The organism is Natrinema caseinilyticum, assembly GCF_024227435.1.
Classification (GTDB): domain Archaea; phylum Halobacteriota; class Halobacteria; order Halobacteriales; family Natrialbaceae; genus Natrinema; species Natrinema caseinilyticum.
This window is the reverse complement of record NZ_CP100446.1, coordinates 591458-604298: the sequence shown is the minus strand read 5'-3', so window position 1 is coordinate 604298 and position 12841 is coordinate 591458. Positions and strand designations below refer to the sequence as shown.

Sequence of the window (12841 nt, the reverse complement as noted above, 5' to 3'; positions counted from 1 at the left end):
GTCTCGCGACGCCCATCTTTGGTAGCTGGGCAAAGCTTTTCTACAGGTGCGTCAATTACTCGCTTGCTATGACACGTGCGACGCTCGACGAGACTGACGAGGTAGTTGCAAGGCTCCGTGAGTCGGCCGAGCGGCTCTACGAACACGACGTCTATCGGAAGGCGTTCGAGGAGGCTGGTCTCGAACCAAGTGATATCGACTCGATCGATCGATTCCGCGAATTACCGATGATGGACGCCAGCGATCAGGCCGAAGACATCACGGAGAACCCACCGTTTGGGAGCCTCGTCGACCCCCTGGACGTGGTCCGGTGCAACTTCACGCCGAGCCCGTACGTGGACAATCGGCTGCCGGTCCCTGCGACTCGAGATGACGTTCGACGAGATCAGGAGCGTCTCGCCGAAGCGTACCGATCGGTCGGTGTCACCGAAGACGACGTGATACTGAACACCGCCGGAATGATGCCGTACCCGTTCGGATGGGCGATCGCCGGGGCTGCCGAAACGATCGGCGCGACCCACATCCCGATGGGGCCGGGCGACGCGGAGGAGCAAGTCCAGATCATCCGCGACTACGATGTCACGGTCGTCAGCGGATTTCCGAGCTTCGCGCTCGAGCTCGCCAACACCGCGGAGGAAACCCTCAACGGCGTCGAGATCGTTATCGGCGGCGGCGAGCCGTTTACCGCCATTGAGGGCTACCGCGAAGAGGTCCGCGAGGCCTACGGTGGCGACGTGACCGTCGTCGATAACTACGGCCTGAGCGAAGTCGGGTTCGTCGGGTTCGAGTCGCGCGAGGAGGCAGGCATGCACGTGTTCACCGATCGGTTGTTTCCCGAAGTCGTCGATCCGGAGACCGGGGAACTCGTCGAGCGCGGCGAGAAGGGAGAACTGGTTCTCACGACGCTCTCGCCGGATTCCACTCCTGTCCTCAGGTTCCGTACCGGCGACCTCACCATCCTCGATAAGCGCGATTCGGAGTACGGCGAGTATATCCTTCCGCAGGGCGTGTTCGGTCGGGTCGATAGCATGAAGAAGGTCAAGGGGGTGAAGGTGTATCCCGACGAACTGACGATGTACGTCGCGGGTGTCGACGGCCTCGATCACGAGAACCTCGAGGTACGATTGACCCGTCCCGAAGGGACGACCGACCACGTCGCGCTGACGGTTGCGGGCGATCCCGAAACGGTCGATCGAGAGGAGTTCGCCGGCGAGGTTCGTTCGGTCCTGAACATTTCGGTGGACGAACTCGCTATCGAGCCCGGCTTCGAGGCGACGTCCGAGGGGGTCGTCGTCGACGACCGATGACAGCGACGGATCTGGACGAACGGACGGCGGTCGTCACGGGTGCCGGTCGCGGCATCGGACGAAGTGTCGCTCTCGGACTGGCCAAAGAAGGTATGAACGTCGTTCTCGCAGCCCGCAGCGAGAACGAAATCGGTCGGGTGGCTGAAACCATCCGTGACCGAGGGAGCGAGGCCGTTGCGGCTCCCACGGACGTGACCTCGACGGACGACGTGACGGCGCTATTCGATCGAACCCGCGAAGAATTCGAGCAGGTGGACCTCCTCGTGAATAACGCGGGGACCACCGCCGACGGTAACCTCTGGGAACTCACTGACGACGAGTGGGAGACGGTGCTCGACGTGAACCTCAACGGCGTGTTCCGGTGTTGCCGGGAGGCGCTCACAGGTGGAATGCTAGAGCGCGAAGCGGGAACCATCGTCAATATGAGTTCGCTCACGGGAAAAGTCGGCTTCGCCGGAACGAGCGCGTACGGCGCGTCGAAACGCGGGATCCAGGGGCTGACGAACACGCTAGCGAAGGAGCTGAAAGACACCCCCGTTCGGGTGAGCGCCGTCTGCCCTGGGCAGGTGGCAACCGAAATGACAGACGACATTGCAGCGGTCGACCGACTCGAACCGGAGGACGTCACCGATATCGTCGTATTCCTCGCCACCCGTCCCCCGAACGTATACGTGCCGGAAGTCGTCGCAGTGCCACCCGGTTCCATCCCCGTCGTCTCTCACTGAGCGTCGATCCCTCCTCCGTTATTTCGGCCGATCGTATGAATCGACGGCTGAGAACGGTCCAGACTCAGCGAGTGCTGAGTATCGTCACCGTCGAGACGCCGCCCTCGCCGACTAGCGCTCCGCCGGAGTTCTGGGCGAGACCGATGGTCGGGTCCTCGACCTGCCGATCGCCGGCCTCTCCGCGAAGTTGCCAGACGAGTTCGCAGACTTGGGCGACTCCGGTCGCCCCGACCGGATGTCCTCGAGACTTGAGTCCTCCACTCGGGTTGACCGGGATTCGACCGTCGAGCATGACGTCGCCGTTGCGAACGAGCGACGCCCCTTTGCCGTGGCTCGCTAGCCCCAGCCCCTCGTAGTGCATCAGTTCGCCGATGGTGGCCGCGTCGTGTACTTCGACGACGTCGAGGTCGTCTGGACCGATCCCGGCCTCGCGATAGGCCTGCTCGGAGACGCGTTCGTCAAGCTCCTCGCGCCAGTACTCCAGGTCGCTGTCGAGGTAGTGGCCGCTAGACGCCTCGACGGCGTCCACGTACACCGGCTCGTCCGAGAGTTGTTCCGCCACGTCGCCGCGCGCGAGGACGGCCGCCGCTGCGCCGTCGGACATCGGACAGGCGTCGAGCAGGCGAATCGGATCGGCGACCATCCGAGACTCGAGGACATCGTCGCGGTCGACGTCGAGGTGCAGATGGGCGTGCGGGTTCGCCAGTCCGTTGGCATGGTTTTTCACCGCAATGTCGGCCAGTTCCTCGCGGACGTCGCCGAACCGGTCCATGTAGGCGTTCGCGCGCATCCCGTAGACGCCCATGAACGTCATACCCATCGGACCCTCGACCTCCGCGTCGGAGGCGCCGCTCATGTCTTTCAGGGCGACGTCGGTCGGCACACCGGTCATCTTCTCGACGCCCAGCGCGAGGACGACGTCTCGTTCGTTTGACCGAATACTCTTGTAGGCCTCGCGGAACGCACACGTCGAACTGGCGCACGCGTTCTCCACTCGTGTAATCGGGATGCCCGTCACTCCTACCTCGCGGAGCACCGCTTGACCGACGACGCCGGTCTGGTCCTGGGCTGCGCTGGCGACGTTGCCGATGTACGCTTCCTCAACGGCGTCGTTGTCGAGGTTCGAGGCGAGGAGCGCCTCCCGGACGGCCCGTCCGCCGAACTCCGTCACACGCTGTCCCTCCAGTTCGCCGAAGTCGGACTGCCCGACGCCGACGACGGCGACGTCACGTTCAGTCATCGTCACCCTCCACGAGACGGAACACGTGGCCAAACAGCGGTTCACCTGTTTTCGGATCCGGCTTGATCTCGTCGAGCGTCAACTCAACCGGTGCTCCGACTTCGAGGGTCCCCGATTCCCACCCCTTGAGCAGGGAGTAGAGTCGGACCCCTTCCGGGAGATCGACGAAACCGAACGCATACGGCGGCTCGAACCCTTCCTGCCCGGTGTGTGCGACGGTGTAGGTCCGTAGTTCACCGTTCCGCGAGAGATCGATATCGTCGACGTTTTCCGAGAGGCAGTTCCGGCAAAACGGTCTCGTCGGGAAGACGACGAACCCGCACTCCGCGCACTCTGTACCGACGAGGACCGGGTCGCCGTCATCGGCGGTCCGTATCGATCCGTCGACGAGTCGCCGCGACTCGTCGTACTCTGGGTGTACCCGTGACATAGGCTAACGACCACCGCTCCGATGTTAAGCATTTCGGACGGTGGAGCTCTCAGACCGTTGTTTGAAGCCGATTCGACGCAGCGACCGTGTGGCCTGCCCTCATTCCTCGTCCTTTTCCCGGATGAGTTCGTACTTCCACTCTCCCTTCATCGGGATATCCTCCTCGTCGATTTGACCGAGATCGACGGCAGCCTCCTCGAGATCGAGGGTTTCGGCGAGATCAGCGACGATCGAGTCACGCTCCTCGTCGGAAATGTCGGCCGAGAACAGCATCTTAAGGAGGTCCTGCGGTTGCGCGGATCGACGCACGAGCTGGTAGGGTGATTCGGGATAGCCGTGATCGTCCCGGACCCCCTCGAAATCACGCGGGAACACCGAGGTTCCCTGAACGTTTACCTCCTGGACGGTCCGACCGAGGATCTGCGTTCGCATGTGACAGCGGCCACAGGAGCAGTCGTAGCCGCCGTGGACGCCGGCGTCTTCCGAACGCCATCGGAGGTACGGCGTGCTATCGAGGTGGAAAGTGGTGTAGGTGTGTTCGCCGCGTTCGCCCTCGGCCACCGGTTCGAGGGTGTCGAGGTCGAGTATTTCGTGGAATCCCTGATCCTCGAAGAAGTGGCCCCATCCCTCGGTCCGTGCTTCGCAGAACGTTCCCATGAACGACATCTGATCGGTCGGGCCGCCGTGCTCGATGAGCGGGACGCCCCAGAAGTCCTCGAGTTCCTGCCGCGCGGTCCCGGTGACGACCGCACCGGCGGTGACGACCGCTTTCAGGTCCGGGAACGCGTCGCTGGGTTCGACGTCGTGTTCCTGCAGGAGCGCCGTCGCCTTCTGTAGCGAGGAGTGAGTCATGTTTATGATAGCCGGATCGGCCATCTTCCACAGTTCGACGTTCTCCAGATCGCTCTCGATCTCGAACGGGAGTCCACCGCGGTTGAAGTGGGTCATGCCGAGGTGCTCGCTGTATGCGTTCTCGATCATCCGGCTGTAGAGGTGGTAGTACAGTCCGGCGTTGAGGGCGACGTCACCCTCCTCGAGGCCACTCTGGTACAGCGTTCGTGCGATGAGTTCGCCGGCTGCGCTCACTTCCTCTTCCTGAACCGGCATGAACGTCGGCGTCCCGGTCGTCCCGGTCGAGGTGTGGAGGTAGTCGAGTTCGTCCCGGTCGACGGCGAGGAAGCCCCCGAAGGGATCGTCGACCGAACGATTGTCCCGGACATCTTCCTTGAGCATCGTAGGCACGAGGCGCTGGTAGTCATTGATCGTCTTGATGTCCGACGGAGCGAGGTCCGCTTCGTCGAACACCTCTCGGTAGTGGCTCGTGTTCTCGTACGCGTGCTCTACCTTTTCTCGGAGCATCCGCTCTTGCCGGTTCTCGATCTCGTCTCGTTCCATGGACTCGCGTTCGGGATTGAACGCGTCAGTAGCCGCTGATTCTCCCATGACATATTCTGGTTCATCAATACCCTATTAAACATTTAGGGGTTATTAACACGTAGGCGCTCGAGGAGAGAAATACGATGACCGAACGGGCAGTATTCCGCGCCAGTTTGTTTACGACTGGCGAGACACGGCTGGATAGGTTCTCCATTCAGGGCTCGATGACCGGGCCAGCCGAGGTGGTCGCACGTTCGACGGCACGCTTCCGTCGACGTGCTCTCATCGATGTCACCTGTCCCGTTCTCCATACTGACTGGCCGAGGGTATGGTGATTGCGAACGTCGCTGACGGTCCGACAGTGAACGAGCGGCCCGTTTTACGCGATCGAATCTGACGGCGGCGACGACCGTCGGTCACCCACAATTTATAGTTCGTACGACAGTTTGTACTCGTCGCCACCCTCGGGATTGTAGTCGTCGATCGGGTGGTCGAGATGAGCGACCGCCTGTTCATCGAGTTCGTACGGGTATTCGCCGTTCAGGAGGTTCTTCGCAGCGGTTATCTGCTGGATCGAGGGGGTCCCTTCCTCGAGCCAGTTGAGGCGAGCGTCGCGGTAGAACCGCTGGATGGGTGCCTCTCGATAGTAGCCGAGTCCGCCGAACACGAGCATCGCGTTGTCGGTGACTTGTTGCGTGACGTCCTTGGCCATGAGCTTACAGAGGTCGGCCTCGATTCCCGCCCGCCCGTTCTCATCAACTTTCCGTGCGGCGTCCTCGACGGCGAGGCGCAGCGCGTAGACATCGCGGGCCATCTCGCCGAGGTACTGCTGGACGGCCTGCCGTTCGGCGATCGGTTTGCCGAACGTAACTCGCTTTTTCGCCCAGGTGACCGCTTCCTCCAGACACCGCTCGGAGATACCTAACGCGTTCGCACCGATGTAGATACGGCTCACGCGAAGGTGGTTAACCGCGTCTCGAACACCACTTCCCTCCTCGCGACCGAGCAGGTTCTCTTCGGGGACGCGAACGTCGTCGAAGTGGAGATAGCAGTGTTCCGAGCCGTGACTCCCCATCGTTTCGGGCATCTCTCGGATCGTGAATCCGTTGGCATCCCGGGGGACGACCAGAATAGAGAAGCCGTTTTCCGTTCGAGTGATTACGTTGAAGTACTCCGTGAAGTCGGCGTTCGTGATGTGGTGTTTCTCGCCGTTCAGGACGTATTTGTCGCCGTCCTTCTCCGCGTGGGTCTTGATATCCGTCCCGGAACCCGCGTGGGGCTCGGTCAGCGCGAACGCGAACGACGCCCCCTCGTCGACGATCTCAGGTATCCACCGTTCCTTCTGCGCCTCGGTCCCGACGTGGTCCAGCAGGACAGTGTTCGTGTTGTGAACGTGGAGGATGACCCGAAGTCCGCCGGACACTTTCGCCCACTCCTTCTCGAGTTGGACGTACTCCTGCTGGGTCAGGTCGAGTCCGCCGTACTCCTCGGGGGCCATCGCGCCGAGAAAGCCGATCTCGTCCCATTCGTCCCACAGTTCCTCCCGTGGGAGGTCGCCCGTCTCGGCCCACTCTTCGGCGTGGGGTTCGATCTCGTTCCACAGGTAATCGAGCATCGATTCGCGGTACTCCTCGAAGTTGCGATCGGAGCGCATACCTTGAAAATTGAGGTCGCGGCTAATAAGTCTAGGTAAAGATTCACTTGCAATGCATCGCAGCACCCACCTCGACCCGAGCAGCGGCCGGAACAGGGTGTCTACTTCACGCTCACAGATCGAACTGGCGACGAAGGCGCTGATCGCTCTCGTCACTCGCCTCCGAAATCTGGGTCGCGATCCTCGCGAAACGCCTCCAGACCCTCCTGTGCGTCATCGGTGCCGAACACGACGCCGGTCGCGAGCGCTTCCATCTCGAGCCCTGACTCGAGAGCGGCCTCGTAGCCGCCATTCATCGTTAGCTTCGCCATCTCCATGGCGACCGGCGGACGAATCAGGTACTCTTCGACTATCTCCTGGAGTACGGTCTCGAACTCGTCGTCGTCGGCCAATTCGTGGACGAACCCGTAGTCTCGCATCGTCTCGGCATCGTGGTGTTTCCCGCGGAGGACCATGTCTCGCGCTCGCGAGAGGCCGATGAGTCGTGAAAGTCGCTGGGTACCGCCACCGGCAGGGATGACGCCGAGCATGATCTCGGGGACGCCGATCGTCGCGCTCTCGGCGGCGACGCGAGTATCGCAACAGCAGGCGATCTCACATCCCCCGCCGAGGCAGTAGCCCTCGATAGCGGCGACCGTCGGGCGCGGGAAGCTTTCCAGCCGGTTGAACATCCGCCGGAGTCCGCGGAACCGACGAGTCTGCTCGTGGGGTTTCGTTTCAGCCGGAGGCGACCCGACGTCCGCGCCGGCACAGAAGTTCCCCTCGGTGCCCTTGATGACGAGCACCCGTACGTCTTCGTCCTCGAGTCGATCCAGTGCCTCGAGTATCTCGTCGGCCATCCGGTCGCTGAGCGCGTTCATGGACTCCGGTCTATCTAGTCGTATCTCCGCTCGGCCGTCGTCCTCGAGACGCAGGTCGATGTCTTCGTACTCCGTAACCATGCAGTGTGGATCCTATTGATAAACGCATAAATAATTATTCGTCGGATTACGTGACGGCGATTCCGATTTGCCGGCTATCGTCCTCATCGCGAAATCCGGACAGCGAACACAGACGAACGAGACGGTCGCGGCGTCGAGCCATCCGGGAGAGTTACCGTCAGTGCCGTCTCGACCCATCACTACCAAATCGGCCATCCCTCATACGAACCGCAGTAGCGCGGCGTCGACGTGAGAGCCGAAGCTGCTGCCGTTGACCGGCTTTCTCACCGCCCGCCGAAACTTTTATCATGGTGATTAGAATTGTTTTAGTAGCCATGACAGGTACGACGACCAGTGAGAAGATAGACTTCGACAGACAGGTGGCCGTCGTTACGGGCGGCGCACAGGGAATCGGGCGTGGTATTGCTGAGACGTTCGCCGGACTCGGTGCCGACGTGGTTATCGCCGACGTCGCGATCGATTCGGCCGAGGAAACCGCACGAGAGGTCGCCGAGGAGTATGACGCGTCCATCGAAGCCATCGAGACGGACGTCACCGAGTATGAGGATGCGCAGAACCTCGTCGAGACGACCATCGACGAGTTCGGTCGTCTCGATGTGCTCGTGAACAACGCCGGGCTAACGGAGGCGAAACCATTTGTCGAGACGGAACCCGACGAATGGGCGTTCTGGGTGGGCGTCTGCTTTTTCGGAACGATGAACTGCATGCACGCGGCCCTCCCGCAGATGATCGATCAGGGATCGGGTGCGATTGTCAACTTTGCCAGCGACTCCTACAAGGGGAACGATCCCGGACTGGCGGTGTACGGGGCCGCGAAGGCGGCTAACGTCTCGCTGACGAGCACCGTTGCCCACGAAATCGGCGACGAGGGCGTCCGCGTGAACTGCGTCTCGCCCGGGACGACGGAGACGCCCGCGACCCAGGACGTGGTCGACCAGTACCGCGAACAGATGATTGAGAACTCCTACGCTCTGGATCGGCTCGGCCAGCCAACCGACATTGCCGATGCGGTCGCGTTCCTCGCGAGCGATGCAGCTGACTGGATCACGGGACAGACCCTGAGCGTCAACGGCGGATACATACGTGGATAGGATCCTGTGATCCCGTGGATGTCCGGCAGGTCTAATTTCTCGACCGTTCCGGTACGCCTGATCTGTACCCGCATCGGCCGCTTCAAATCTGACCGGCTGGGTTCGCGTTGCGAGCATGCGCCCCTGATATGCTCGTATAGCATCCGGAGCTCCGATCATATTCCGTTTTCGAAATATTCGGAGCAACTTTCTCCGATAAAAGCGTAACGATGGTCTCTGATACTGGCTAAACCCTCGATGAGACGATACTATTTGAACAATCGACCATATGAACTGGACGCAACGATAGGCGCTGGTGGGGTGCCGCACTCGATCCGGTAATACCGAAAGGAATTACAACCATATGGATGTGAATACATCACTCCCTCGAACTCGTTTTGGTTATTTATGTGTTGTGTATCACAGATATTTGTGACCAGTGTCGTCCGCTAACGATTCCATCTTCAAGTATTGAAGTCGGTTGAGCGTTGTCGAACCGCTTCGAAATAAGCGGAGAAGTGAGTGAAGTTAACATATGACTCAACGGACGACTGACCGTATAGGCAATCACCGCAAGCATCGTTCCTTTATCGAATCCGGACAGTTGCTGACTGGTCCGCCGGTGTTCTCCCCGTAACACATATGTGCAAGTTTGGTATATGTGACCATATGTCGGTGAGGGATCCGTTATCTGTTACGTACGAGGAGGCCTGTAACGAATTTGACTGGGAAGAAGCGTGGACTTCCTTCGACGGAACGCAGCGCTCGTTCAATCTCGGGAGCGAAATCCTCGGCAGTGGCGACGACACCGAGACGGTAGCGATCAGAGTCGTGGATATGAGTGACGGGTCGGAGGAAACGGTAACTGTTTCTGATATAGCGACGCGGAGTCGCCAATTCGCGAACTTCCTCGACGATTGCGGTCTCTCGACAGGAGCTCGAGTCGCGGCGGTGATGGAACCGCGAGAAGCATTGTACGCGACGATCGCGGGAACATGGCTCGGCGGATACGTGTACGTCCCCCTGTATACGCTGTTCGGCCCGGAGGCGCTTCAGTACCGCCTCGAGAACTCAGGGACGAAAGTCCTCGTAACGACACCCGAACATCGAGAAAAGATCGACGAGTCCGAACTGGATGACCTCGAACACCTCGTCATCGTCGGCGGTGGAAACACAGACGAGACGCCGTTTAGCGACATTCGCAAGTACGAGGCGGACTACAATCCGGCTGATACGAGTGCCGACGATATCTGTGCCATTCAGTATACCAGCGGAACGACCGGCGATCCGAAAGGCGTCGAAATGCCCCACGGGTGTCCCATCGCCCTCTACCCGTATACGAAATACGCCGCCGACCTCCGACCGGACGACACGTTTCTCGGAATGGCACCGTCGGCCTGGTCCTACGGACTGTTCTACTGCACCGTCGTCCCGCTTCAACAGGGCACGGAACTCATCACGGTCCGTGGTGATTTCGACCCTAGTGCTCTCGTCGACATTCTCGACGACTATCCGGTGACCAATTTCTTCGCCCCGCCGACCGCGTTCCGACAGATGGCCCAGCTCGATATCGACGCCGATACCGCGTCCGTCGACATCCACCGCATTTACTCTGGTGGTGAATCGGTCGGCGTGAGCACCGGCGAGTGGGTCGAGGAGACCTTCGGAACAACAGTGCTCGAGCACTACGGATTCACTGAGGGCGGAATGTTGATAAACAACTATCCGCTACGAGAATGGGACGTAAAACCCGGTACGATGGGGAAGCCGATACCCGGTCGTGAAGTCGAACTCCTCGAGTCCGATACTGACGAGCCAGTCGACGACGGCGACGTGGGCGAAATCGCTCTTCGCCTCGCTGACGAAGTTCCGTTCGCGGAATCGTACTTCGGAATGCCCGAAAAGAGTGAAGAGAAATTCGGCGGTGACTGGCTCCGATCAGACGATCTCGCTCGTCGAGACGAAGACGGGTACTTCCAGTACGTGGGCCGCGCCGACGACGTCATCATTTCGGCGGGGTACCGAATCGGCCCTTCGGAAGTCGAGGACAGCCTGATGAATCATGACGCCGTGGCCGAGGTCGGCGTCGTCGGACTCTCCGACGAAGAACGTGGACAGATCGTCGCAGCGTTCGTCGTTTCGGCGTCTTCCGCGACTCCGTCCGACGAACTTGCCGACCGAATACGCACTGATGTCAAGCAACGCCTCTCGAAACACGAGTATCCGCGACGCGTCGAATTCGTCGACGAACTTCCGAAGACTGCGTCGGGAAAGATTCAGCGGTACAAGCTCGAGCAGGAGTACGGAAGCGCCGAGTGATCTACAGGCCGATCCCGCATTTGTTTCTGCGATGTCTCGTTTCGCTCTCGTCTCGTGAACTCGGCTGGCATGGTGCGGATCGGCAACGGTCGTGTTCGTCGGGTGGTCCGATCGCGGGACGTGGACCGGATTAGCTCTCCCGGTCCCAGTGATCCGGTTCCGCGTCCGTTTCGCGCTCTCGGAGCTTCTGCTTTTGGATCTTGCCAGTCGGCGTGTACGGAAACTCCTCGACGTACTCGACGTACCGCGGTGTCTTGAACGTCGCAAGTTCGTCTCGACAGTGATCAACTATCTCCTCCGGCGCGAACTCACTTTCGTCTTTCACCCGGACGAGGGCTTTCACAACCTCGGTGTAGAATTCGTCGGGGCTTGGGATGACGGCAACCTCGTCGACCGCGTCCATCGCCTTGATGACGCTCTCGACCTCGTACGACGAGATGTTTTCGCCGGCCCGCGAACGATGTCCTTCTTTCGATCGAGGAAGTAGAGGAATCCGTCCTCGTCTAGCTTCCCATAATCGCCGGTATGGAACCAACCGTCGACGACCGCCTCGTCGGTCTTGTCCGGCTGCCGATGATAGCCTGCCATGCGAGTCGGACACTACTGGACGATCTCGCCTTTCTCGCCTATCGGCACTGGATTTCCGTCATCGTCGACGATGCGAACGCGCTTTTCCGCCGGTGGAAGCCCCACACTCCCGATTCGTCGCTTCGATTCATCGATCGGATTGAGCATTAGCATCGGGACTTCCGTGAGCGAATAGCCATCGACTACGCGCACGCCGAATCGCTCCTCGAACGGTTCGAGTAGATCTGGGGGGGTTCCTGCGGACATGACGATTTCGACTGAATTATCGTGATCCTCGTCGGTTTCCGGCAGATTGTCCAACATCTTGAGCATGCGGCCCATCGCGTTGAACACTGTGACACCGTGGCCGCGACACCAGTCCCACCAGTTCGACGACAAAAATCGCTCGTAAACGATGGCCTCCGCGCCTCCCGCGACGGCGGCGAGGATCGAATAGATCTGTGCGTTCGCGTGGAAGAGCCGCAATGCGGTGAACAGCGTGTCGTCGACTGTGATTCCGAGCCATTTCTGGAAATCGATCGCGCTGATCGTCCAGTTCTCGTGCTGGCATTCGACCGCCTTCGGCGGTCCAGTCGTCCCGGATGTGTACATGTGTAGCCCGACCGTCTCTGCGTCGCCGTCGTGGGCATCGACAGTGGTCGACTGGTCGGCCGCAAGCCCCGGGAGCGATTCGTATTCCTCGACCGGCTCGGTCGTTACGATCCGCTTGACGCCGGTTCCGTCCACAGCCTCGATAGCGATTTCGAGGAGATCGGGCGTCGTGACGAGCACCACCGGCCGTGAGAGTTCGATCGAGTGGCGCAGTTCCGACGGCCGGTACTCGGGATTCGACGGCGCGGTCACGCTATCGACGTACGCGTTCGCGAACAGGAGAAAGACGAACTCTGGACGGTTCGGGAGGAACAGTCCCACTCTGTCGCCGGCCTCGACGCCGAGTTCCGTCAGCGCGTTCGCGTATCGCTTGGATTCGTTCCTCACGTCGCGAAACGTGAACGTCTCGTCGGCCATCGTGAGAAACGGTTCGTCCGGCGTCCGTTCGACTCTCGTTTCGAGTAATGTTTCGATCCGCTTCACCTTCTATACGGTTTGTGACTATGGCACATTTAGCTGTCGTTTCCGCCGATGTCACGGTCCCGATACGGCTGTTGGCCATACGCGGATGTGGTCTAACCGGTGTTACAAACGCTGGT

General features: G+C 60.5%; 11 protein-coding genes. 4 read left to right on the top strand and 7 right to left on the bottom strand.

Translation table 11 applies throughout. The features are described from left to right. Positions 1-68: 68 nt before the first annotated feature. Both NJT13_RS22205 and NJT13_RS22200 read left to right on the top strand, forming a co-directional pair. Positions 69-1307 (top strand): phenylacetate--CoA ligase family protein, encoded by a 1239-nt coding sequence (locus NJT13_RS22205; protein ID WP_254525705.1) that lies wholly within the window; start codon positions 69-71, stop codon positions 1305-1307. Continuing rightward, positions 1304-2032 carry an SDR family oxidoreductase gene (locus tag NJT13_RS22200; RefSeq protein ID WP_254525704.1) on the top strand — a complete coding sequence of 243 codons (729 nt, stop codon included), beginning with the start codon at positions 1304-1306 and terminating at the stop codon, positions 2030-2032. Before NJT13_RS22205 ends, NJT13_RS22200 begins: the two co-directional genes overlap by 4 nt. A gap of 64 nt (positions 2033-2096) precedes the next feature. Here NJT13_RS22200 and NJT13_RS22195 read toward each other — a convergent pair whose 3' ends face one another. The 5 genes from NJT13_RS22195 to NJT13_RS22175 form a co-directional block, all read right to left on the bottom strand. Next, complete coding sequence (locus NJT13_RS22195) at positions 2097-3272, bottom strand: thiolase C-terminal domain-containing protein (RefSeq protein ID WP_254525703.1); 1176 nt, start codon at positions 3270-3272, stop codon at positions 2097-2099. Beyond that, positions 3265-3702 (bottom strand): Zn-ribbon domain-containing OB-fold protein, encoded by a 438-nt coding sequence (locus NJT13_RS22190; RefSeq protein ID WP_254525702.1) that lies wholly within the window; start codon positions 3700-3702, stop codon positions 3265-3267. The genes NJT13_RS22195 and NJT13_RS22190 overlap by 8 nt, the downstream gene beginning before the upstream one ends. A 99-nt stretch (positions 3703-3801) precedes the next feature. Then, positions 3802-5145 carry a phenylacetate--CoA ligase family protein gene (locus NJT13_RS22185; RefSeq protein ID WP_254525701.1) on the bottom strand — a complete coding sequence of 448 codons (1344 nt, stop codon included), beginning with the start codon at positions 5143-5145 and terminating at the stop codon, positions 3802-3804. Between the two features lie 361 nt (positions 5146-5506). After that, positions 5507-6733, bottom strand: coding sequence for an acyl-CoA dehydrogenase family protein (locus tag NJT13_RS22180; RefSeq protein ID WP_254525700.1), 1227 nt, complete (start codon positions 6731-6733; stop codon positions 5507-5509). 152 nt (positions 6734-6885) lie between these two features. Next, positions 6886-7674, bottom strand: coding sequence for an enoyl-CoA hydratase/isomerase family protein (locus tag NJT13_RS22175; RefSeq protein WP_254525699.1), 789 nt, complete (start codon positions 7672-7674; stop codon positions 6886-6888). A 314-nt stretch (positions 7675-7988) separates the two neighbouring features. On the opposite strand from NJT13_RS22175, the gene NJT13_RS22170 reads away from it, so the two are divergent. After that, positions 7989-8765, top strand: coding sequence for an SDR family NAD(P)-dependent oxidoreductase (locus NJT13_RS22170; protein ID WP_254525698.1), 777 nt, complete (start codon positions 7989-7991; stop codon positions 8763-8765). A 648-nt stretch (positions 8766-9413) separates the two neighbouring features. Further along, a complete protein-coding gene (locus tag NJT13_RS22165) occupies positions 9414-11063 on the top strand; it encodes an acetate--CoA ligase (protein WP_254525697.1) in 1650 nt (549 codons plus the stop codon). A 130-nt stretch (positions 11064-11193) separates the two neighbouring features. On the opposite strand, the gene NJT13_RS22160 is transcribed toward NJT13_RS22165, so the two are convergent. Then, positions 11194-11466: an AMP-binding enzyme gene (locus tag NJT13_RS22160; protein WP_254525696.1), complete on the bottom strand. Its 273-nt coding sequence runs from the start codon at positions 11464-11466 to the stop codon at positions 11194-11196. A 197-nt stretch (positions 11467-11663) separates the two neighbouring features. Further along, complete coding sequence (locus tag NJT13_RS22155) at positions 11664-12725, bottom strand: AMP-binding protein (RefSeq protein ID WP_340681203.1); 1062 nt, start codon at positions 12723-12725, stop codon at positions 11664-11666. Between the last annotated feature and the right edge of the window lie 116 nt (positions 12726-12841).

Bases quoted from the DNA above. Each gene is read 5' to 3' on its own strand.
- NJT13_RS22205 (WP_254525705.1), top strand. From the start codon at position 69: ATGACACGTGCGACGCTCGACGAGACTGACGAGGTAGTTGCAAGGCTC.
- NJT13_RS22200 (WP_254525704.1), top strand. From the start codon at position 1,304: ATGACAGCGACGGATCTGGACGAACGGACGGCGGTCGTCACGGGTGCC.
- NJT13_RS22195 (WP_254525703.1), bottom strand. From the start codon at position 3,272: ATGACTGAACGTGACGTCGCCGTCGTCGGCGTCGGGCAGTCCGACTTC.
- NJT13_RS22190 (WP_254525702.1), bottom strand. From the start codon at position 3,702: ATGTCACGGGTACACCCAGAGTACGACGAGTCGCGGCGACTCGTCGAC.
- NJT13_RS22185 (WP_254525701.1), bottom strand. From the start codon at position 5,145: ATGGGAGAATCAGCGGCTACTGACGCGTTCAATCCCGAACGCGAGTCC.
- NJT13_RS22180 (WP_254525700.1), bottom strand. From the start codon at position 6,733: ATGCGCTCCGATCGCAACTTCGAGGAGTACCGCGAATCGATGCTCGAT.
- NJT13_RS22175 (WP_254525699.1), bottom strand. From the start codon at position 7,674: ATGGTTACGGAGTACGAAGACATCGACCTGCGTCTCGAGGACGACGGC.
- NJT13_RS22170 (WP_254525698.1), top strand. From the start codon at position 7,989: ATGACAGGTACGACGACCAGTGAGAAGATAGACTTCGACAGACAGGTG.
- NJT13_RS22165 (WP_254525697.1), top strand. From the start codon at position 9,414: ATGTCGGTGAGGGATCCGTTATCTGTTACGTACGAGGAGGCCTGTAAC.
- NJT13_RS22160 (WP_254525696.1), bottom strand. From the start codon at position 11,466: ATGGACGCGGTCGACGAGGTTGCCGTCATCCCAAGCCCCGACGAATTC.